This is a genomic window from Plectonema radiosum NIES-515 (assembly GCF_025753815.1).
Classification (GTDB): Bacteria; Cyanobacteriota; Cyanobacteriia; order Cyanobacteriales; family Nostocaceae; genus Hassallia; species Hassallia radiosum_A.
This window is the reverse complement of record NZ_JAOWRF010000066.1, coordinates 1-20,238: the sequence shown is the minus strand read 5'-3', so window position 1 is coordinate 20,238 and position 20,238 is coordinate 1. Positions and strand designations below refer to the sequence as shown.

Annotated in this window: 17 protein-coding genes; 8 read left to right on the top strand and 9 right to left on the bottom strand. The window is 39.2% G+C overall.

The window, feature by feature from the left end; genetic code table 11:
• Positions 1 to 19: 19 nt before the first annotated feature.
• On the bottom strand, positions 20 to 2,083 hold the full coding sequence (locus tag OGM63_RS04315) for a lipase family protein (RefSeq protein WP_263744270.1): 2,064 nt from the start codon (positions 2,081 to 2,083) through the stop codon (positions 20 to 22).
• A 347-nt stretch (positions 2,084 to 2,430) separates the two neighbouring features.
• Positions 2,431 to 2,649: a hypothetical protein gene (locus OGM63_RS04310; protein WP_263744269.1), complete on the bottom strand. Its 219-nt coding sequence runs from the start codon at positions 2,647 to 2,649 to the stop codon at positions 2,431 to 2,433.
• Positions 2,650 to 2,863: 214 nt separating this feature from the next.
• Here OGM63_RS04310 and OGM63_RS04305 point away from each other — a divergent pair, with 214 nt between their 5' ends.
• Complete coding sequence (locus tag OGM63_RS04305; protein WP_263744268.1) at positions 2,864 to 3,130, top strand: type II toxin-antitoxin system ParD family antitoxin; 267 nt, start codon at positions 2,864 to 2,866, stop codon at positions 3,128 to 3,130.
• The gene (locus OGM63_RS04300; protein WP_263744267.1) at positions 3,130 to 3,429 is read left to right on the top strand and encodes a type II toxin-antitoxin system RelE/ParE family toxin; all 300 of its coding nucleotides are present in this window, start codon (positions 3,130 to 3,132) and stop codon (positions 3,427 to 3,429) included. The genes OGM63_RS04305 and OGM63_RS04300 overlap by 1 nt, the downstream gene beginning before the upstream one ends.
• Positions 3,430 to 3,495: 66 nt before the next feature.
• Here OGM63_RS04300 and OGM63_RS04295 read toward each other — a convergent pair whose 3' ends face one another.
• The 3 genes from OGM63_RS04295 to OGM63_RS04285 form a co-directional block, all read right to left on the bottom strand.
• Complete coding sequence (locus OGM63_RS04295; protein ID WP_263744266.1) at positions 3,496 to 3,930, bottom strand: ester cyclase; 435 nt, start codon at positions 3,928 to 3,930, stop codon at positions 3,496 to 3,498.
• A 99-nt stretch (positions 3,931 to 4,029) separates the two neighbouring features.
• Positions 4,030 to 4,899, bottom strand: coding sequence for a helix-turn-helix domain-containing protein (locus OGM63_RS04290; RefSeq protein WP_263744265.1), 870 nt, complete (start codon positions 4,897 to 4,899; stop codon positions 4,030 to 4,032).
• A gap of 165 nt (positions 4,900 to 5,064) precedes the next feature.
• Positions 5,065 to 5,712 (bottom strand): response regulator transcription factor, encoded by a 648-nt coding sequence (locus tag OGM63_RS04285; protein ID WP_263744264.1) that lies wholly within the window; start codon positions 5,710 to 5,712, stop codon positions 5,065 to 5,067.
• A gap of 1,071 nt (positions 5,713 to 6,783) precedes the next feature.
• Between OGM63_RS04285 and groES the strand changes: the two genes are divergently transcribed.
• Positions 6,784 to 7,095, top strand: a complete 312-nt coding sequence (groES, locus tag OGM63_RS04280) for a co-chaperone GroES (protein ID WP_263744263.1) — start codon at positions 6,784 to 6,786, stop codon at positions 7,093 to 7,095.
• A 96-nt stretch (positions 7,096 to 7,191) separates the two neighbouring features.
• Positions 7,192 to 8,826 (top strand): chaperonin GroEL, encoded by a 1,635-nt coding sequence (groL, locus tag OGM63_RS04275; protein WP_263744262.1) that lies wholly within the window; start codon positions 7,192 to 7,194, stop codon positions 8,824 to 8,826.
• A 335-nt stretch (positions 8,827 to 9,161) separates the two neighbouring features.
• On the opposite strand, the gene OGM63_RS04270 is transcribed toward groL, so the two are convergent.
• Together OGM63_RS04270 and OGM63_RS04265 are read right to left on the bottom strand one after the other, a co-directional pair.
• The gene (locus OGM63_RS04270; RefSeq protein WP_263744261.1) at positions 9,162 to 9,368 is read right to left on the bottom strand and encodes a type II toxin-antitoxin system HicB family antitoxin; all 207 of its coding nucleotides are present in this window, start codon (positions 9,366 to 9,368) and stop codon (positions 9,162 to 9,164) included.
• 130 nt (positions 9,369 to 9,498) lie between these two features.
• Complete coding sequence (locus OGM63_RS04265) at positions 9,499 to 11,757, bottom strand: ATP-binding protein (RefSeq protein WP_263744260.1); 2,259 nt, start codon at positions 11,755 to 11,757, stop codon at positions 9,499 to 9,501.
• Positions 11,758 to 12,000: 243 nt separating this feature from the next.
• Here OGM63_RS04265 and OGM63_RS04260 point away from each other — a divergent pair, with 243 nt between their 5' ends.
• Entirely contained in the window at positions 12,001 to 12,786 is a 786-nt protein-coding gene (locus OGM63_RS04260; protein WP_263744259.1) for a class I SAM-dependent methyltransferase, read from the top strand.
• Between the two features lie 174 nt (positions 12,787 to 12,960).
• Here OGM63_RS04260 and OGM63_RS04255 read toward each other — a convergent pair whose 3' ends face one another.
• Positions 12,961 to 13,881, bottom strand: coding sequence for a phosphodiester glycosidase family protein (locus OGM63_RS04255; protein WP_263744258.1), 921 nt, complete (start codon positions 13,879 to 13,881; stop codon positions 12,961 to 12,963).
• A 428-nt stretch (positions 13,882 to 14,309) separates the two neighbouring features.
• Positions 14,310 to 14,495: a hypothetical protein gene (locus tag OGM63_RS04250; protein WP_263744257.1), complete on the bottom strand. Its 186-nt coding sequence runs from the start codon at positions 14,493 to 14,495 to the stop codon at positions 14,310 to 14,312.
• 137 nt (positions 14,496 to 14,632) lie between these two features.
• Here OGM63_RS04250 and OGM63_RS04245 point away from each other — a divergent pair, with 137 nt between their 5' ends.
• From OGM63_RS04245 to ligA, 3 genes are all read left to right on the top strand, one after another.
• Positions 14,633 to 17,089: an ATP-binding protein gene (locus tag OGM63_RS04245; protein WP_263744256.1), complete on the top strand. Its 2,457-nt coding sequence runs from the start codon at positions 14,633 to 14,635 to the stop codon at positions 17,087 to 17,089.
• A gap of 32 nt (positions 17,090 to 17,121) precedes the next feature.
• Positions 17,122 to 18,486, top strand: coding sequence for a hybrid sensor histidine kinase/response regulator (locus tag OGM63_RS04240; RefSeq protein ID WP_263744255.1), 1,365 nt, complete (start codon positions 17,122 to 17,124; stop codon positions 18,484 to 18,486).
• 136 nt (positions 18,487 to 18,622) lie between these two features.
• Positions 18,623 to 20,238: NAD-dependent DNA ligase LigA (gene ligA, locus OGM63_RS04235; protein ID WP_263744254.1), on the top strand; the 1,616-nt coding region annotated here is incomplete at its 3' end.

Below are 20,238 nucleotides of genomic sequence, written 5' to 3'. Positions count from 1 at the left end.
CAGCCAGAAGATTTTCCGCTTAAGGTGTGTCTTTTCTAATATTTTTTATAATGTTTGAAATTTCTGGTTTTTGCTTTGATATTTCAGCTTTTAATTGTTCACAAATCTCGTCTATTCGTGATTGTAATTCAGGTCGTGTATCAGGTAAAAGAGCATGAATAAATTTTCCAATTGCTTGAAAGTGTGCTTGTTGAGCTTCTTCTAACCAGGATGCAATTTTTTGGAATAAATTCTTTTTTATTAATTCTTCATTCTCTAATGTGAATACAGGCAAATCTTCTGGTGGAGGATATTCTAGTATTGTTGCTAATTGTTTATAATAATTTACTATTTTTTTAACTTCTCCTACAACAATTTTATAACGGGTATCTCTTAACTTATTAAAAAATTCATTATAATTGTTCTTGATTTCCCCCATTATTTTTGATTTATGAAGCATGTACCAGCGATCTCCTTTTGTTAAATCTAATATTTTTTTTTGTTCTCCACACCACTTATCAACTTCTTTATGTAGTACAGATTCACATCTGTCTGGTAAGCGAACTGTAATACCATTCCAGAACCCTCGCAATGTTTGTTTTTGTAACTCATTTCTGCCAAAAGTCTTAGTTTTACCAGTGCGCGTTTCTTTTATGATGCTACATACTTCGATTATTGGAATTTCTGATAAAACTTCTTTTCGTATACAGTTGCTTAATATACTCAGATCATCTGGAGACATTGACTCTGCTTTAGTTAACACAACTATTACACGATATTTATCTGTGATTAAATCTTGGATAATTTCAAACTCGAAAGGTTCTATCCTTGAACTCTGTGCATTAATACAATAGAATATTGTATGAAACCATTCACTAACTGGACGGTCGGTTCCATGCTCTTTTAATTCATCATCAAGCGTTTTCCGCCACTCTGGAGCTTTATCAACTTCTAAACCCCAAGAATCATAAATATTGATGGGAATACCTTTCCAAGTAAAATTATATTTATCAAACTTTATCGTTACTGGTTTACCTACACCAGTATTAGCAATATTTTGGTCATAAAGATAATTGATCAATGCGCTTTTACCAACCCCCGTTTTACCAATAACCATGACGTTGTAAACAATTTTTTCCAATTCGGAATCTTGCATAAATATCTCCTTTCTTTGTTCGATGCTACAGTGATTTAACTCTTGAAAATATGATTTTATATCGTGATCTAATAAAATTTTAGAATTATGTATTTTAAAAAGACTTTTATGAAAGCGAGATAATCTTTTTTGTCTCAAACTATCTGAATCTTCAACAATTTTTTTATCCCAATTGATAAATTTGAGAATACCTACTGGCGGATAATCAAGATTTGGGATTGGTAAATTAGATAGCTTATCTAAAATTGGTAAATCCAAATTTTGTAACCGATTGAGTATATTTAAAATTGGAATTTTTGATTGAGTCTGAGAATTAGGTGGTAGATGAGGTACAATATCATTTTGATTCTCTATCCTAAAATGTAGCACTTTAGAATCTTCATATTTAGATGCAAACGCACTATCTCCTACACGTGGTGCGCCAAAAGTATAAATGCTAATAGGAATAGAAAAACCCTGCTTTCTTAATCTATATGCTGCTAACGTGGCTAATGCACCACCTAAACTATGTCCTGTTAAACATATTGTCTTCGGTTTTAATTGTTTTATTTCAGATTGAATTTTAGGCAATATTTCTTCCATCAGTAATGCAAAACCAAGATGAATTTCTCCTCCATAAATTTCCTTTATTTGCTGCTCATCTATCAAAGAATTTAAACTTTTTTGAGGAAGACGTAATACAGGGAGAAAATTACAGAACATACAAATTACCATATTTAAGAAAATATCAGTCTCTTGATTGATATTTGCTAAAACTGTCCCTTCAAATGCAATAATTAATTCCTCGTCTATAAATCCCAATAATACTTTTACAGGAACATTATAGTCAGTAAACTTAATTAAGTCATTATCACGTAGTGATTGGGCATAGTCACTTGAAATAGGTTTAGATTCGTAAGTTGCACAGCATATATTTGCAAGTATTTTGGCTCTTTCAAGGCTAAACATAGTTTTCTTTACCGAGTAATTAGTGGGATTTTAGAACTTTCTGGCAGAAAAAGTGTCCAAAGCCTTTGTGGATAGATAAGTCAAATATGTTAAATTTGGGAAAAGTGCCTCAAAGCAAGCTACAAAAACACAAGGGCTTAATTGATGTAAAAGCTTTGCCTATTCTACGATTGAAATAATTTTGAGCCTAGTTTTTTTACAAAATTTTATTAGTGACAAGTCTTTTGATTACTACGACGTTGTGCTTATCGATTTCGGAAAATTCTTTATATAATTTTTTTAATAAAAACCTATAAGTCTATACTTATGTCAATACCTATAAGGAATGATCATAAAAATAGTGACAATCATTTACTGGAGTTTAGACTAGTCGGCACTTTTAAAACTTTAGTTGTGCCACAATCATCAACTTCAAAAGTCTCGCCAAAGCCTCCTTTACCTAGTTGTTTGAGTACCCGATCACGACCTTGCAGCAGTATCTCTGACCCACAGTTATGACAAATGCAATTGTTCGCATTCGCTGGGTCAACAGGTGTTAGACAATGGGGATTGATACAATAGCTCATTGCATCGACTTTTATTTATACCTAAATAGAGGTATAAATTGAATAAATATTTAAGGTTCTACTACTAGATTTCCCTAAAAATCTGACAAAGTAGCATATTTTGTGAGATTGCTTGGGTTGCGCTGTTGCTTAACCCAACCTACAATGAGCGATAATGGAAAAAATAAGCCGCTCCTACAATAAGTAAGAACAGCAATACAGATGGTAAGCGCTGATGAATGTCTCATTAACTCCTGAGCTTGAACAGTTTATCCAAAGTCAACTTGAAAGCGGTAGGTATGCTTCATCTGACGAATTGATTATTGCGGGGATCAAGCTTTTAGAGGAACAGGAACGCATTTATAAGGGTCGATTTGATGAGTTGCAACGAGAAATTATAATTGGTATTAAAGCCTCAGAACAGGGCGAGGTTGTTGATGGCGAGACGGTTTTCCGCGAACTGGAACAGAAGCTACAACAGCGTCGTCAGCAGGCGGGTTAATGAGCAATATTTGCAGTTTTACTGTTCCAGCTAGTCGAGATATTGAGAGCATTATCGACTTTGTTGCTGACAACAGTAGTTTTGATGAAGCAGAGCGCTTACTCAAAAAAATCAATCAAAAGTGTCAGACTTTGGCAAATTTTCCTAGTATGGGACGTAGACGTGATGAACTTTCCCCCTCGTTGCGAAGCTTTCCCGTTGATGATTACCTGATTTTCTATCGCCTAATAGAACGGGGGATTGAAGTTGTGCGGGTTATCAGTGGGTATCGTAATCTGGATGCGCTTTTCTTCGAGTAAGATGAATGCGATACTCTTACAGAGTCACTCCGTGAACGCAATTTCTCACAGAAGCCCGGTTTCTATTTATGAGTCAGATATTACGCCGATTTGCTTCATCACTTCTAGCAAATTCAATTCGTACCACCATTCGACAATTTTACCTTCAGATATACGAAAGAGATTGAGATCGCTTGCATTTATCGATTTTCCGGTTGGGGGAATTCCCATAAATTCACCTTGATGTGTGCCTTTTATGGTTGAGCGAAAGGCAACTTTATCATTTTGGGCGATCGCATTCTCCACACTCACAAGTTCGATATCTGGGAAACTTTGGTACAAATCGGCGTAAAATTCCTTAGCTTTGCTTCCACGAATCGGCTCAGACCAACCGCAAAAGTACCACATCATATCGGAAGCCACCAATTCATCCCAAACTTGATCCCACAAAGCAACATTTCCCCATGCTTCTTTAGCAAAGCGGAGAGCGATCGCTTTATTTTGTTCGCTTAATGTAGACATGAAAATCTCCTTTTAACTGAATCAGAATTCTTAATTCAGTATCCCCAGTAAAACAAACTGCTGTCTTCAAAGTTCTTGCGTTTATTTTTCAAGTTCTTGCTATTGCCGCAAAAATGCCTTTGGGGTGATCCCAACTAAGCGCTTAAAATGATAGTTGAGATGTCCCTGACTAGCAAAACCTACAGCATGAGCAACTTGTGCGATCGTCATATTTTTTGTTAGAAGCAATTCCTTGGCACGCTGAATTCGACACCGAATATGATATTGATGCGGTGAAACTCCGGTGGTTTGTTTGAATAAATGGGCAAAATGATAAGAGCTTAGTTTAACTACATTTGCCAGTTCAGTCAAGCTCAAATTATGCTCTAGATTGTCGTTAATATAGTCAATAACCTGCTGAAAATTTCGCGGGATGCCTCCGAGGACAAAATCCGGAATGGCGCGTTCTCGTGTCGAGTAGCGAGACACTAAATGAACCGCCAATGCATTAGCCATAGATTCAGCATAAAGACGGCTTTGGATACCATCTGTTTTCAATGCCGTCAAGAGCGCCAACCCGATATGATAAATTAATGGGTCAGAAAACGTCAGTTGTGGTGGTATCTCGATGCGATCGCATCCAAAAGATTCGTAACTAACAGCGATCGTTCGTGTTGGTTCCAGATAAATTTGCAAAAATTCGGTTTCTCTATCCCACCGAACGCTTTGCTTGAAGTTAGCTGGATATAAACCAATATCACCCGTTTCTGAATGGATTGTCTTTATATGCCCATCCACCACATGCTCTAATAAGACTGAGCCGCCAATATTAATGCAAATAGTATGATATGGGGAACTAATTTCTGGAAGGGTATGAGGAGGTTGACGGTAGTGTGCAAGCTGAATTTTATCCCACCCTGTTGCCTGACTTGAAGCAATTGGCACTTCCGGAAGAACAGACAGCAGCGCAGAGAGTGCGTCGCTAATCAAAATATTGAAGTTGTCTCACAAATTAGGCAAAAAGCCATTTCCAAAGAAAATGGCTGATAATATCGATTTTGAATTGAAATTTGCTCTTAGTGCGATCGCACTATGAGCGAAGTTCTGAGTGGAGATTTCCTCCCCTCAGATTCTTCTCAAATTTCAAATGGGTTTTTACGCCATTTGATTTTCAATTGCCCACCGCGCTAATTCAGTACGGTTGTGCAAATTGGTTTTGCCCAACATATTGGAAACGTGGCTTTCAACGGTGCGCTGACTGACGTTTAGTTCTTCAGCGATTTCCCGGTTAGCTAAACCCCTAGCAACAAACTGAACTACTTTCAGTTCGGTTGGAGTTAGCTGGACATCGAAGGGAACCTGGATGCGGGAGCCGTTTTCTCCTCCTTTTGCTTGGTGTTCTTTCCAGCGGATAGTTTGTTTGAGCGAAGATTCAACTTGGGCAACGAGTTCTTCGGGTTCAAAAGGCTTGACCATGTAGACGTCAGCACCTTTATTTAATCCTTTAACTCTGTCGGCACTTTGACCTTTCGCAGAAAGGAAAAGAACGGGAATCCAGCTGGTGCGTTCGTTTTGCCGGACTTGTTCAACAAAAGTATATCCGTCCATTTCCGGCATCATCACGTCGCAGATGATCATGTCAGGGATATCCTGCTCTAAAATTTCCAGAGCTTCCCGACCATTTTCCCCAGTGATGACTTCATATCCCCGGAATTCCAAGTAGTCCTTCACCAGCAAGATGAGGTTAGGGTCATCATCAATCAGTAGAAGTCGTTTGTGATCTTTCATGCTGGGCTCTTTCATAGCAGTGGCACTTGTCGCGCTTGGGTCCATCAAGGTCTTGATTAGTTATCCTCTATGGTGGATTATTGAGATGTTGTCCTTTTTTTCCCACTTAACTTGCCTTTGCTTAAGCGATGTCACAAAAGCGATTTTCACTTTTGTGATATTAGTCATTCAATGGCAAAACTCCAGTAAGGATACGTAGAGCAGTAGTTACTATAATGCGCTATTATAGATCGCTTTGTACGTGGCTGGTGAAAAACACTGATTAAATAATAATCTTTTGCGTTCACACGTAGGTATTGGAGGTTCGATCAGCCTATCTAAAAACCAACCAAGCGCTTTAATTCTGCTGACTGCTGTTTCATATCCAGTGGATGTTCACTCATAAACAAAGGAAGTTTCAAAGCACATGTTGGGTCAAAAATGCATATTCTTCCACCACCATAATGCCTATCAAGTGTTCTTGATTAAGCCGCTTTCCGGGACTTCCGGGGTAACGGAGGCGATACCAGACACCATCCGGGTAAACCACCATTATCGGTCTAGAACAACAAACTCGCAAGCAGTTGGTTTTGATCCTAGAAATGCAAGTGGGATATTTGTCTTGCGGCTGGTCAAGTTTGAGCTTTTACAATCGAAGAAGCAAATGTTCCCAAGATTCCAGATTAGCTTGTTTTGTGTAGCTTTTTGGAACTATCTGGTCAGCGCATATAAAAATATGTGCCTCGGAGGAATGGAAGTTCTCAAGTTTTTACACAATTTCTTCAGGTTTATTGCCCTTGAACATAAGTGGTTTTTGGGATTTTCACACCAAGACTGGATCACTGTATTGTTACTGATTAAGCGGCTCCCTGATTACTGTTCTATATCAATTTTTCAACCCAAGCAAATAAATTTGACTATATAAAAATATTCGTAACTTACAAAACAAAACCCGGCAAACAAAAATAATTGAGTATTTGTACTTAAGTATAACTTTGGTTGCTTAGTTCGGGAACCCGTACAAGTCAATTTATTGCCATTGCATACCGCAGTTAGCTACATTAGCACTCAGGAGTCGAGAGTGCTAACCTGAGGCGAAAAATTTGTATGGCAGCTGTATCTTTAAGCGTTTCTACTGTAAAACCTTTAGGCGATCGCGTTTTTGTAAAAGTAAGCGCATCTGAAGAAAAGACCGCAGGTGGTCTGTATTTGCCCGACACAGCCAAAGAAAAGCCCCAAGTAGGGGAAGTGGTAGCTGTGGGTGATGGCAAGATTAAAGACGACGGTGGTCGTCAAGCGTTAGATGTAAAAGTCGGTGACAAGGTACTGTACTCCAAGTACGCCGGTACTGACATCAAACTCGGCACTGACGAGTATGTCCTGCTTTCAGAAAAAGACATTTTAGCGGTAGTTAGTTAGTGGATGGTGGTTAGTGGATGGTGGATAGTAGAACAACCATCAACCATCAACTAACAATTTACAAATTTACAAATAGCAGGTTGAACGTAGGCAATTATGGCAAAGCGCATTATCTATAACGAAAACGCCCGTCGCGCCCTCGAACGAGGCATGGACATCCTGGCTGAAGCTGTGGCTGTTACCCTTGGTCCCAAGGGTCGTAACGTGGTGCTAGAGAAGAAATTTGGCGCACCACAAATTGTCAATGATGGTGTGACGATCGCCAAAGAAATCGAATTAGAAGACCATGTTGAAAATACTGGCGTTGCTTTGATTCGTCAAGCCGCTTCTAAAACCAACGATGCTGCTGGTGACGGTACAACAACAGCAACCGTGCTAGCTCACGCAATGGTCAAAGAAGGCTTGCGGAACGTTGCTGCTGGTGCAAATGCGATTTCCCTCAAGCGCGGTATTGACAAAGCTACAGGCTTTTTGGTCAAGAGCATTGCCGAGCAAGCTCGTCCTGTAGGAGATTCTAAAGCGATCGCTCAAGTTGCGGCAATTTCTGCTGGTAACGACGAAGAAGTCGGTCAGATGATTGCCCAAGCAATGGACAGAGTAGGCAAAGAAGGCGTAATTTCCCTAGAAGAAGGGAAATCTATGACCACCGAATTAGAAATTACCGAAGGGATGCGCTTTGACAAAGGCTACATCTCTCCTTACTTCGCTACCGATCCTGAGCGGATGGAAGCGGTGTTTGATGAGCCTTACATCTTGCTCACAGACAAGAAAATCGCTTTGGTACAAGACCTCGTACCAGTGTTAGAGCAAGTTGCTCGTGCTGGTCGTCCTTTGGTGATTATCGCCGAAGATATTGAAAAAGAAGCTTTGGCAACTTTGGTTGTCAATAGACTGCGCGGCGTTTTGAACGTTGCTGCTGTCAAGGCTCCGGGATTTGGCGATCGCCGCAAAGCGATGCTTGAAGATATCGCCGTTCTCACTGGTGGTCAACTAATCACCGAAGATGCTGGTTTAAAGCTTGACAACACCAAGCTAGATATGCTAGGCAAAGCTCGCCGCATCACCATCACCAAAGACAGCACCACAATTGTTGCTGAAGGTAACGACGTTGCTGTGAAGGCGCGTGTTGAACAAATCCGTCGTCAGATGGATGAAACCGAATCTTCTTACGACAAAGAAAAGCTGCAAGAGCGTCTTGCTAAACTTGCTGGTGGTGTCGCTGTGGTGAAAGTCGGTGCAGCAACCGAAACCGAAATGAAGGACAAGAAGCTGCGCTTAGAAGACGCGATCAACGCTACCAAAGCTGCTGTGGAAGAAGGTATCGTTCCTGGTGGTGGTACAACTCTCGCTCACTTGGCACCTCAGCTCGAAGAATGGGCAAAAGGCAACTTGAAGGATGAAGAGTTAATTGGTGCTTTGATTGTCGCTCGTGCATTGCCTGCTCCTCTGAAGCGGATTGCTGAAAACGCCGGTCAGAATGGTGCGGTAATTGCTGAACGTGTGAAAGAGAAGGAATTCAATGTTGGCTACAATGCTGCGACTAACGAGTTTGTAGATTTGTTTGAAGCTGGTATTGTTGACCCCGCGAAAGTGACTCGTTCTGCTCTGCAAAACGCTGCTTCTATCGCTGGGATGGTGTTGACAACCGAATGTATCGTTGTTGACAAGCCTGAGTCTAAGGATGCTGCCCCTGCTGGTGGCGGTATGGGTGGTGGAGATTTTGATTATTAAGATTTTATAAGCCCCCCTATTTTTGACGGCTGTCTCCTGCGGGAGGCAGCTGTTTTTTTGTAGAGGAGGAAGAATTTTCCCATTTTTATATCTTGCTTGGCGCTCTTAATTTTCATAGAACTTACGCAAAGTCATGGAAAAACGAACCGCAGAGGACGCAGAGTTCACAGAGGAATGAGGAAGAGAGAGAATTTTGCGTAAGTCCTGGATTAGTTTCAGGATTAAACCACATTTCATGACTTCCGGCGGCTTGACGATAAAAAACAAAGCCAAAGGATTTAATAATTTTGATAATTTGTCTGTAGCTAAACCCAGCTAAACGTCCCATGAATTGACTACTGACCTACAACTAAAAGATAGTTAAACTGTTCGGCTATTGGTTGCAAGTAATCTAATTCTTGATCTTGAGATTGTGCTTCCAATAACTTACGCGCTACATCACGGGCAATTTCTAAAGTTTCAGCAACCGTCCGTCCTTGAGCGACTAAACCTTGAAGCTCATCTGATGTTGCTAAATAAACACATAACGGGTAATTTTTCAATATGGATGTTAAGTAATTTTTCCATTTTTCGATCCAGTTGTTATTTTTAATAGTTACGTTAATTACTATGATATAGCTTTTTTTAACTTCAGCTATGTCTTGGGACAAGCCTCTCTGGGTCTACGCACTCTTATAAGTTCTCAGAAAAACTTGGCTTTAGCGGTATCTCAATCACAAATTTTGTGCCTTGACCTAGTATTGAATCACACCACAGTTTCCCGCGATGCTTTTCGACAATTTGATAGCTAATAGATAATCCTAAACCAGTTCCTTTGCCTACAGCTTTAGTAGTAAAGAAAGGATTAAATAATTTAGAACGAATGTTTTCCGGAATACCTACGCCATTATCACGAATCGAGATTAATACTTTGTTTTCATCTGTTAACTGGGTATTAATCGAAATTGTGGGTGTATTCCTAGTTTCTTCTAGTGCATCAATGGCATTTGCAATTAAGTTCATAAATACCTGATTTAACTGACCTGCATAGCATTCAACTAAAGGTAATTGACCGTATTCTTTAATAACTTGAATTTCTTGTTGATTGTTATTTGCCTGGAAACGATGCTGTAAAATCATTAATGTATTGTCGATGCCTTCGTGAATATCCGCTTTTTTTAATTCAGCTTCATCTAAACGCGAAAAACTTCGCAGTGATAAAACAATTTCCTGAATGCGAGTTGTACCAACATTCATTGACTGGAGAATTTTTATTAAGTCATCACAAAGAAAGTTAACATCAATTTTTTTAAGTAATTTCTGGAGTGATTGCGATGGGTTTGGATAATGTTGTTTATACGCTTTGAGTAGTTGTAATAAGTCTTGTGTATACTCATTGACATAAAATATATTGCCGTGAATAAAATTAACTGGGTTGTTAATTTCGTGTGCGATTCCGGCAACCATTTGTCCCAACGCTGACATTTTTTCATTATGCACTAACTGAGCTTGTGCTTGCTGTAATTCGTGGAGTGTTTGCGAAAGTTCTTCTGTCCTTTGAGTAACACGAACTTCTAAAACTTCGTTTGCCTGTTCTAATTGTTGATTTGTTTTCTCTAAAGCTGCGAATGAATCTCGCAATTGCTGTGCCATTCGGTTAAAAGAGCGAGCCAGAACATTTAGTTCGTTGACGTTAGTTTCTTCTACAGTTTGATTGAGTTTTCCAATAGCAATTGCCTCCGATGCTTCACTCAAGCGGAGAATTGGATTAGTAATCCAGCTTGCTGTATAGATACCTAATAGAGTTGCAACTGCCAATGCCGCCAAACACAATAAGATGGTTGTGCTAGTATTGGCGTTAATTTGTGCCATAAAATCGGATTCCGGCACTGTCACAACCACGAGCCAGTCTAAACCATACTCATCTTGCCACGGTGTAACTTGTATAAACTGACGTTCACCATTAAAGATGATGTTAAATTCTTGATTGTCTCGGATAAATTGGAAATTTTTGAACCTTTTTTGTAAGTCATTAGAAACACTGCGAATCAGTGGATCGGGAGTGTTAAAGACACTGAATCGTTTTGCTTGATCGTTGACTTTGTGCAAGATGGGATAAGTACTTGAACTACCTACAAGCATTCCATCACGCTCCATGATGAAAACTTGCCCTTTAGGACTAACCTTAATATTGCCAAGAAACTTACTAATATTAGCTAGCAGTAAGTCAATACAGATAGCACCAAGGAGCTTGTGGTTTTTGTCATACAATGGAGATGCGGCAGAGACAATGACATAATATTCTAAGTTATTAACATTATTTTTCGGCGCGATCGCCTTACCAGTTTCGGTAACTTCTATATTGCTGTACCCCTCAGTATTGATGCTAGTCCAAATTGGCTTACCAGCTGCAACGCTTTGTTTGAACCAAAGCTCTGACAATGGGTCATAATCATAAGTTTGCACTAGCTTGGCTGCGTGTCCTGTTTCCGAGGCAGTGTAATCTGAAGCTCGACCCTTTCCAGGTAAATTTTCGTAAACTGCTAGATCGTGCCCGTTAATCCAACGTCCAGCTCCTACTTCTCTGCCGTCGTTCCCGCTATAGCCGATATAGGTAAGATTTTTGAAGGCTTTAGCTTGTCGCCAAAAATACCGCTGACTCGCTGCTGTATCATTAACATTTAATTGTCCGGAAGCGATCGCATCCACATTTATTTGGTTGAGTTGATGTGGCAACGCTAGGTAAATAGCTAAATGTTCGTCAACTTGCTGGCTAGCTTTGTCTATTAACTGATTCGCAAGGTCATTAACTGCTTGTTGCCCATTTTTAAAGGAAAGATATCCCACCAACCCCACAGCTGCAAAGATTTGCAGCACAAAGGGAACGATCAGAATCAAGCGCAGAGGTATCGATTTAGTTTTCTTCGCAGGATGAGTGTTTCTGGGGTTCAACTGCATTGTCAAGAAGAATGTATAAAGTTACTTCACAACCAATTGAGTTGTGTAAATGCCACAGAACCAGTTTTCTTTTAACCTCTCCTGTTTTTTTATGCATTTTTGCATTGGATTTATCCGTGGCAGCTATTTTCGGGAGAAGTAACTTTATAATTCCCGTAAAACTCTGGAAAATATTTATTAGTATGGGTAATTAACTTACCTTAATAAGATTACTAAGATTTTTTTCATTCCACACCAATGAGCCAAACTAACCCGGAAACAACACCCCTACATACCCTCAATCCACTAACCCGATTCTCTGACAGAGCAGCGGATTATGTAAACTATCGACCAAGCTACCCAGCCGCAGCAATTGATATTATCTTAGAAGGGTTAGCACCACCGACGCAACTTTTGGCGGCAGATATTGGTGCGGGTACTGGTATCTCCTCCCGGTTGTTAGGTAAAAAAGGAGTTAGCGTCATTGCTGTTGAACCAAATGCAGCGATGAGAGAAGCATCTGAACCACATCCATTAGTTGAATATCGAGATGGAACAGCAGAAGTTACTAACTTAGCTGATGCATCGGTTGATTTAGTAACTAGTTTTCAAGCTTTTCATTGGTTTAACCCAGAGCCAACTTTGTGGGAATTTTGGCGGATTTTAAAGCCATCGGGACGGTTGGCTGTAGTCTGGAATCACCGCGATCGCGAAGATACTTTCACGGCTGAATATACACGAATAGTACGCGCAGCATCCAATGTGGAGCGAGTAGACGAGCGGATGAAATTTGTCGATCCACTGTTAGTCAGTCCGCATTTTGTTAACCTCCGCGAATACATTTTTGTTTATCGACAAGAGTTAGATTTAACTGGATTGATTGGTCGTTCTATGAGTTATTCTTCTGTTCCTCGTTCTGGACCAATGCAGCAGCAACTCGTCGCTGGTTTGCGGGATTTATATCAGCTTTTTGCAAATGAGGATGGTTTTGTTTACATTGTTCATAGCACTAGTGTCCATATTTTGTCAGCAATTGAAAGTTAAAAATAGAAGATAAATTAGGGTTTACGTGCTATAATTTCAGCAAAGATGCCAAGTTATTTCTTAGCGTCTTTGCGCGAAATTTTCACTGTTATTGAACGTGCCCAATGCTGATTCTACCTTACTGGGTTGATGATATAGAAGGCAAAAGTCATGCAGATAAACTAGGCGATCGCTTTATTTTTTATATATTAAAAATACTGAACCAATAGGTCCTCCATTTTCTACATATATTTTGTTATTGTAATACAAACCTGGAGACATTCCCCCATCAAATAACATTCCTTCTTGAATTTTACCTAAACAATTATTTTTGGCAATTCCCTCAAGAACATCATCAAAATTCTCTGGAAGCAATTCTTGATTAACTTGAGACAAACTAATATCTGAATTAGCTTTTGAATCATTAACCAGCAGAATTACATAACCTTTATTAGTTGTAGCTACTAAAGAACGATTTGTCACTTGTTTGCAAGCAAATTCTCCTAAATCTTGGCAAATATCTTTAAACTGCCCTTGACGATAAAATCTGCCATTACCACCGACTAAATTGTAATTCAGAATATCATTTTTCCTTCTTCCAGTTTGGATTGTAGCCGTTCGGTTTTTCGGTTCACCTCCTGAGATTCCAAAAGAAGATCGCTTATTTTTAAAGATTCCGGAATACTCTATTCCACGAGAAATATTCAAACCTTGTGGTTTATTATCAGTTTCTATATAGTCAGCATTAATTGCTGCAATCGGTGTTTTTCCGTTTAATTTGGCATTTTCGTTAGCGATGATTTCATGAAACTGTGTAGGGATATATTTTTTGAGCAATTTACCTCGATCATCTTTGGCATAAAGATTATGAGCTAAACCAACATTAACTTTAAAATCTAAGTCTTCAGATTTAGGATTAAAAATAATTAGATGATTGATACCTTTTGAGTCTTTCTCACCTTGATTATTAGTTTTGAAGAATTCCAAGCTGAATTTGGCATCGTCACCAAGGCAAGTTTTTTCAGCTTCAACTGTTGAATTGCCTTGCAAATCTTTACAGCTAGATAATAAGGCGATCGCTAACACAAAAATAGATAAAAAAAGTCTTGTTTTCATCGACATATTAAGTAAGCAAATTTTGACATAGCGCTCAAACGTTATCACAATTTTGTCAAATTAATAGAATATTTTTGTGTATTTAATTAGTGATATAGCGATTCCCACATTCATCAGGTACAGAATATTGAATTAACCGCAGATAAATGCCAATGTTTGTACCTCAGCAGACTAAAAAACGCTATATAATCATAAATTAAGTAAATCGCATTCGATCTACTGAAGTTTAATTTCGTCCCAAATCTGGTGCTTGAGCGGCAATTACTGGATGTTGGGTGATTTTGACCATCGCCGAAGTCCAGTATAATAACTGCGAGGCATAGGGGACATGGTTGTTGTTGGTAGTGCGTCATATCATGGCTAAGATAATTACGTCCAATGATAGAGGCAGTCAAAGGCTGTAAATTAAAATGACCATAGGATTGGTCTTAGTAGTGCAACTCAATCCAACATGCAGGTAGTTTGCTGGTAGAGACATCAGGAAATACCCGCATTTTTAACGCATTGAGGCTTTTTGAGTTGTGAGTCAGTCTTGGGAGAAGGGACAGAGTTAGCGATCGCAATTGCCATAACTTAATCTGTTGCGGGTTAATTTGGCACTTGCTGCTACTCATTTAATTTACCAGTTTAAGAACTTCACCTAATGTCAATTCTTAACTGACCTTTGGGAACTATATAGTTAACATCCTCAAAAAATGCACTTATTGCATCCGCTGTTGATTATATACATACATGCGATCTCCCAAAATCAATGACTCAACTCGAGAGCGATCGTCAGATTATCGATTCCGATCAAAGAAAGCAAGTCGCTTTATTTAACTTTTTGCCTGGGATGCGTCAGGTAATTAGTAGCTTGAGTATCAGCAATAAGATTAGCATTGGGTATGCGATCGCGCTTACCATTGTCGTTGCTTCCACTCTTAGCAGCTTAACTATCGGTAATTATTACCAGCAGGCAGCTAACAAGCAGAGGATGAGTATTCGCAAAGAGCGTAAGCTTTTGTATAACTTGCGCTCGGCTGGTTTAGAATTTGAACCAGTTAAAGAGTTTGCTCCTTATCTGCGAAAACCGAAAGAGTTTCATCAAGCAAAAATAACCGCGATTCAGCGTATTGCTCAAGTTAAGATATTGCTGTTTTCTCTCAATTCCTCGGCGTCAACTTCTTCGATTACATCGCTGAAACCACTGCTTGTCAAGTATAACGGCACATTTGATAAATTCGCCCAATATTTACAAGTTACGTTGGATAAAATTGACCAGGCAAATATAAAGCAGGAAGATGTTTTTGCGGCAAATAAATTGTTAGTGGAGTTGACTGATAGCAATACAAGTGTGAAGAAAAAAGAATTTTTCAAGGAACTAGCAGTTCTAATAGAAACTGCCGAGAAGAAAGAGGAGGAAGCCGAAATTGCTTTTGCTCAGGCAGAAGTTATACGAAGAGTAATTATTTTTCTAGGTATTATTATATCGATAGCGATCGCTACTTATTTTATGATGTATATAAGTCAGGCGATCGCTTATCCTATCAAAGCATTAACTGATGTTGCTCAAAAAGCAACCAAAGAATTAAATGTAGAAAAACCTACGATCAAAACTGACGAAGTAGGATTATTAACAGCTTCTCTCAATCAACTGATTCACCAGATAACAACCCTTTTATTAGAGCAAAAAGAAGCCAAAATAGCAGTTGATATTGCCAATAATGCCAAGAGCGAATTTCTCGCAAATATGAGCCACGAACTAAGAACACCACTTAACGGCATTTTAGGCTACGCTCAGATTCTAGAAAACTCCAAAACCCTAACAGAAGAAGAAAAACATGGCATCGGCATTATTCACTCATGTGGCTTAAATTTATTAACATTAATAAATGATATTTTAGACATCTCCAAAATAGAAGCTCACCAAATGGAACTGCGACCGACAGATTTCTATCTACCCTCTTTGCTACAAGGAGTTGTAGAAATTTGTCGCTTTCAAGCTGAAGAAAAAAACATCGATTTTATTTACCAACCTGCGGCAAATTTACCAACAGGTGTGACTGGTGACGACAAGCGACTGCGACAAGTTCTGATTAATTTACTTGGTAACGCTATTAAATTTACCGACAATGGAGCAGTAACTTTTCAAGTAGAGGTAATAGAAAATAGGCAATGGGTAATAGGTAATAGAAAAGAAGAATTCCCAACTCCCAATTCACCATTACCCACTCCCCACTCCCCACTCCCCACTCCCAATTACCCATTCCCAATTACCAAAATTAGATTTAAAATTCAAGATACAGGAGTTGGCATGAGTCCTACACAAATAGAGAAGATATTCTTACCCTTTGAGCAGGTAGGAAATAGCGCACATCAAACAGAAGGCACAGGATTAGGACTAGCTATAAGCCAGAAAATCGTCGAACTTATGGGTAGTTCCATTCAAGTAAAAAGCAAGTTTGGTGTAGGTAGTGTATTTGAGTTTGAAATAGAATTTTTAATACCTGATAATTGGACAGAAAGTAATACTATCACAAGTGGCGGGAGAATCACTGGTTACTCTGGTTCCAGAAGAAAAATTATGATTGTCGATGATAGTTGGGAAAATCGCTCAGTAATTGTCAATCTTTTAGAACCCTTGAGTTTTACTATAATTGAAGCTGCCAACGGTGAAGAAGGCTTAGAGAAAGCAAATATTTATTATCCAGATTTGATTATCTCTGACTTAGAAATGCCGATAATGGATGGGTGGGAAATGCTTCGGCAACTGCGAATAAATAATTTTTTTAAAGATACTATATTTATTATTTATTCTGCTGGTATTTTTGAGATAAACCGACAAAAAGAGAAAGTAGCAGTAGGTGATGATTTTTTGGCAAAACCGGTGCAATCAGCTGAAATTTATCGTCTTTTGTCAAACCATTTAAAACTGAATTGGATTTATGCAGAAGCGCAAAAAGAAAAAGTGCGATCGCGTCAGCCACTTTCTCCCGGAGTATCCCCTAAACCAGAAACAACAGGTGAAATCATTGTCCCACCAGTTGACGATTTGGCAAAGCTCATAGAATATGCAAAGAAAGGACAAATCAAAGGAATTCAAAAAGAATTGGAAAAAATTTCCAAAATGGATCAAGACTATAAACCTTTTGTTAACCATTTAAATCAACTTGTCAAAACTTTTAACATCAATAAAATACGTCAGTTTCTCCAAAACTATATAAATTAATATCCAAATAAACAACTAGATTAAAAATTAAAATGATTAATTTACACAACCAAAAAAAAGACTTATTAACTGACAGTACAAACAACACTCTGAATAATCTGGAAACAATATTAGTTATTGATGATAGCCCAACAAATTTACAAGTTCTTCACGCTACTTTAGAAAATGCTGGCTATGAAGTTATAGTTGAAATGGACGGAAACAGTGGAATTGAGCAAGTAAAAAACAATCCACCTGATTTGATATTGTTAGATGTAATGATGCCGGGAATAGATGGTTTTGAAACGTGTCGGAGATTGCAAGCAAATCCGTCTACTCAAGAAATTCCGATTATTTTTATAACTGCTCTTTCTGATTCCGTAGAAAAAGTTAAAGGGCTAAGTTTAGGAGCCGTAGATTACATTACGAAGCCATTTAATCAAAAAGAAGTTTTAGCCAGAATTAAACTACACTTAAAATTGCGACAACTCAATTTAGAATTAGACGAACAAAAACAGCAATTAGAACAAAGAGTTAAAGAACGCACTGCTGAACTTTCTCAAGCTTTAGAAGAACTCAAAAAAGCTCAATTACAGTTAGTCCAAAGTGAAAAAATTTCCTTTTTAGGGCAGTTAGTTACCGGGGTAGCTCATGAAGTTAACAATCCCGTCGGCTTTATTTATACTAACTTATATTACGCTTCCAACTACATCCAAGATTTAATTAGCTTAGTGAAGCTCTACCAAAAAAAGTTTCCCACACCTGGGTACGAAATTGAAGATAACATTAAGGCAATGGATTTAGATCACGTACTGCAAGATTTGCCCAAAGTTATTTCTTCAATGAAACTTGGTACTGAACGCATTCAAGGAATCATGCAATCGCTGCGAAATTTTTCACGGGTGGATGGAGAACAGAAAAAATCTGTTGATATTCATGAAGGACTAGAAACTAGTTTAATGATTTTGCAGCACCGCTTGAAAGCTTTACCCAAACGTCCCAGTATTAATGTAATTAAAGAATATGGCAATTTGCCCAAAATCAAATGCTACCCGGTACAACTCAATCAAGTATTTATGAATTTACTCTCGAATGCGATTGATGCAATTGAGGAACCAATAAAAGACATAGACACGTTTTCTACGGCTTCTCGCATTGGACTAATTCGCATTTGCACCACCATCGATAAACAGCAAGTAACAATTCAAATTTACGACAACGGAATCGGGATATCTGAATCACTGCAAAGCCAGATATTTCAACCTTTCTTCACAACTAAACCAGAAGGTAAAGGTAGTGGATTAGGACTTTCTATTAGCAACCAAATTATCACCGAGAAGCACGGCGGAACATTACAATGTATTTCATCTGTGGGGAATGGTACAGAATTTGTGATTAAAATTCCCTTAAATAGTTAGAAGTTTAAATGTAGTAACGGCTTAAGCCGTTAAAATCTTTGATCTGAGCGGTAAACCGCTCACTACGAACTTACGAGGCTATCCTAAAAGTAAAACGAATATAAAAATTTGGATTTTTTAAGTGGAGAGCGACTCCGTGGAATCATTGACGTTGAAGGTTAAACAGCGAGTTCAAGAACTGCGGCAATTACTACAACAAGCTAGCTATGCCTATTACGTCCTCGATTCTCCCATAATGGAGGATGCAGTTTACGATCGCCTATATCGAGAATTGCAACAACTGGAAACTGACTACCCAGAAATCGTCACCCCAGATAGTCCCACTCAGCGTGTCGGTGAAAAGCCCGCAACACAATTTACCTCGGTGCGGCACAACATTCCCCTATACAGTTTGGAGAATGCCTTTGACGTTGATGAACTGCAAGCTTGGGATAATCGTTGGCGACGTCAAGCACCAAACATAGATGCGGTAGAATATATCTGCGAACTGAAAATTGATGGTAATGCTTTGGCTCTGACTTACGAAAATGGCGTTTTAGTCAGAGGAGTCACTAGAGGTGATGGTGTAACTGGTGAAGATATTACCCAAAATGTGCGAACAATTCGCTCAATTCCGTTACGCTTGAATGTAGAGACGTTTCATGAAACGTCTTTACCAGAACGGGTGGAAGTTCGTGGTGAGACGTTTTTACCAATGGATGTATTTAAGCAAATTAACTCCCAAAGACTTGCATCCGGTGAACAGTTATTTGCCAATCCCCGCAACGCTACAGCTGGTACATTGCGGCAATTAGACTCTCGCATTGTCTGGCAACGGCAGTTAGATTTTTTTGCTTACACGCTGCACATTCCAGCTTCAAAAGATGACGCAAGTGTTGCTAACACTCAATGGGAAGCTTTGGAATTGTTGCAAAAAATGGGCTTTCGTGTCAACCCAAACAAGCGTCTGTGTGCAACTTATGCCGAAGTTGCTGAATATTATCAACATTGGGATACAGAACGGCTGAACTTAGTTTACATGACTGATGGGGTGGTGGTCAAGCTGAATTCTTTTCAGCTGCAAGAAGAGTTGGGATTTACGCAAAAGTTTCCCCGCTGGGCTGTGGCACTCAAATACGCAGCCGAAGAAGCACCTACCCGTGTGGAAAATATTGCGGTGAATGTTGGCAGAACCGGCGCATTAACACCTTTGGCAGAAATGCGACCAGTGCAACTAGCGGGGACGACTGTATCACGCGCTACTTTACATAATAGCGATCGCATTGCCCAATTAGACATCCGCATCGGCGATACTGTCATTATCCGCAAAGCTGGAGAAATTATCCCCGAAGTGCTGAGGGTACTCAAAGAACTTCGTCCCGACGACACTAAACCGTTTGTTATGCCTACCCATTGTCCAGTATGCAACCAACCTGTAGTGCGGGAAATGGGTGAAGCTGTGACTCGTTGTGTTAATGCTTCTTGTGCAGCTATCCTCAAGGGAGCAATAGAACATTGGGTAAGTCGCGATGCGCTGGATATTCGCGGTCTGGGGGAAAAACTGGTGCATCAACTCGTTGATAAAAATGTGGTGCATTCCGTTGCTGATTTATATGAATTGACAGAAGACAAGTTTTGTGCATTAGAACGGATGGGGAAAAAGTCAGCGGAAAAATTGGTGAGTGCGATCGCCAGTAGTAAAAATCAACCTTGGTCGCGGGTATTATATGGTTTAGGCATTCGTCATGTCGGCAGCGTCAATGCCCAATTATT

Bases quoted from the DNA above. Each gene is read 5' to 3' on its own strand.
- OGM63_RS04255 (WP_263744258.1), bottom strand. From the start codon at position 13,881: ATGAAAACAAGACTTTTTTTATCTATTTTTGTGTTAGCGATCGCCTTA.
- OGM63_RS04260 (WP_263744259.1), top strand. From the start codon at position 12,001: ATGAGCCAAACTAACCCGGAAACAACACCCCTACATACCCTCAATCCA.
- OGM63_RS04245 (WP_263744256.1), top strand. From the start codon at position 14,633: ATGACTCAACTCGAGAGCGATCGTCAGATTATCGATTCCGATCAAAGA.
- OGM63_RS04305 (WP_263744268.1), top strand. From the start codon at position 2,864: ATGAATGTCTCATTAACTCCTGAGCTTGAACAGTTTATCCAAAGTCAA.
- groL (WP_263744262.1), top strand. From the start codon at position 7,192: ATGGCAAAGCGCATTATCTATAACGAAAACGCCCGTCGCGCCCTCGAA.
- OGM63_RS04295 (WP_263744266.1), bottom strand. From the start codon at position 3,930: ATGTCTACATTAAGCGAACAAAATAAAGCGATCGCTCTCCGCTTTGCT.
- OGM63_RS04240 (WP_263744255.1), top strand. From the start codon at position 17,122: ATGATTAATTTACACAACCAAAAAAAAGACTTATTAACTGACAGTACA.
- OGM63_RS04300 (WP_263744267.1), top strand. From the start codon at position 3,130: ATGAGCAATATTTGCAGTTTTACTGTTCCAGCTAGTCGAGATATTGAG.
- OGM63_RS04315 (WP_263744270.1), bottom strand. From the start codon at position 2,083: ATGTTTAGCCTTGAAAGAGCCAAAATACTTGCAAATATATGCTGTGCA.
- OGM63_RS04285 (WP_263744264.1), bottom strand. From the start codon at position 5,712: ATGAAAGAGCCCAGCATGAAAGATCACAAACGACTTCTACTGATTGAT.
- OGM63_RS04310 (WP_263744269.1), bottom strand. From the start codon at position 2,649: ATGAGCTATTGTATCAATCCCCATTGTCTAACACCTGTTGACCCAGCG.
- groES (WP_263744263.1), top strand. From the start codon at position 6,784: ATGGCAGCTGTATCTTTAAGCGTTTCTACTGTAAAACCTTTAGGCGAT.
- OGM63_RS04250 (WP_263744257.1), bottom strand. From the start codon at position 14,495: ATGAGTAGCAGCAAGTGCCAAATTAACCCGCAACAGATTAAGTTATGG.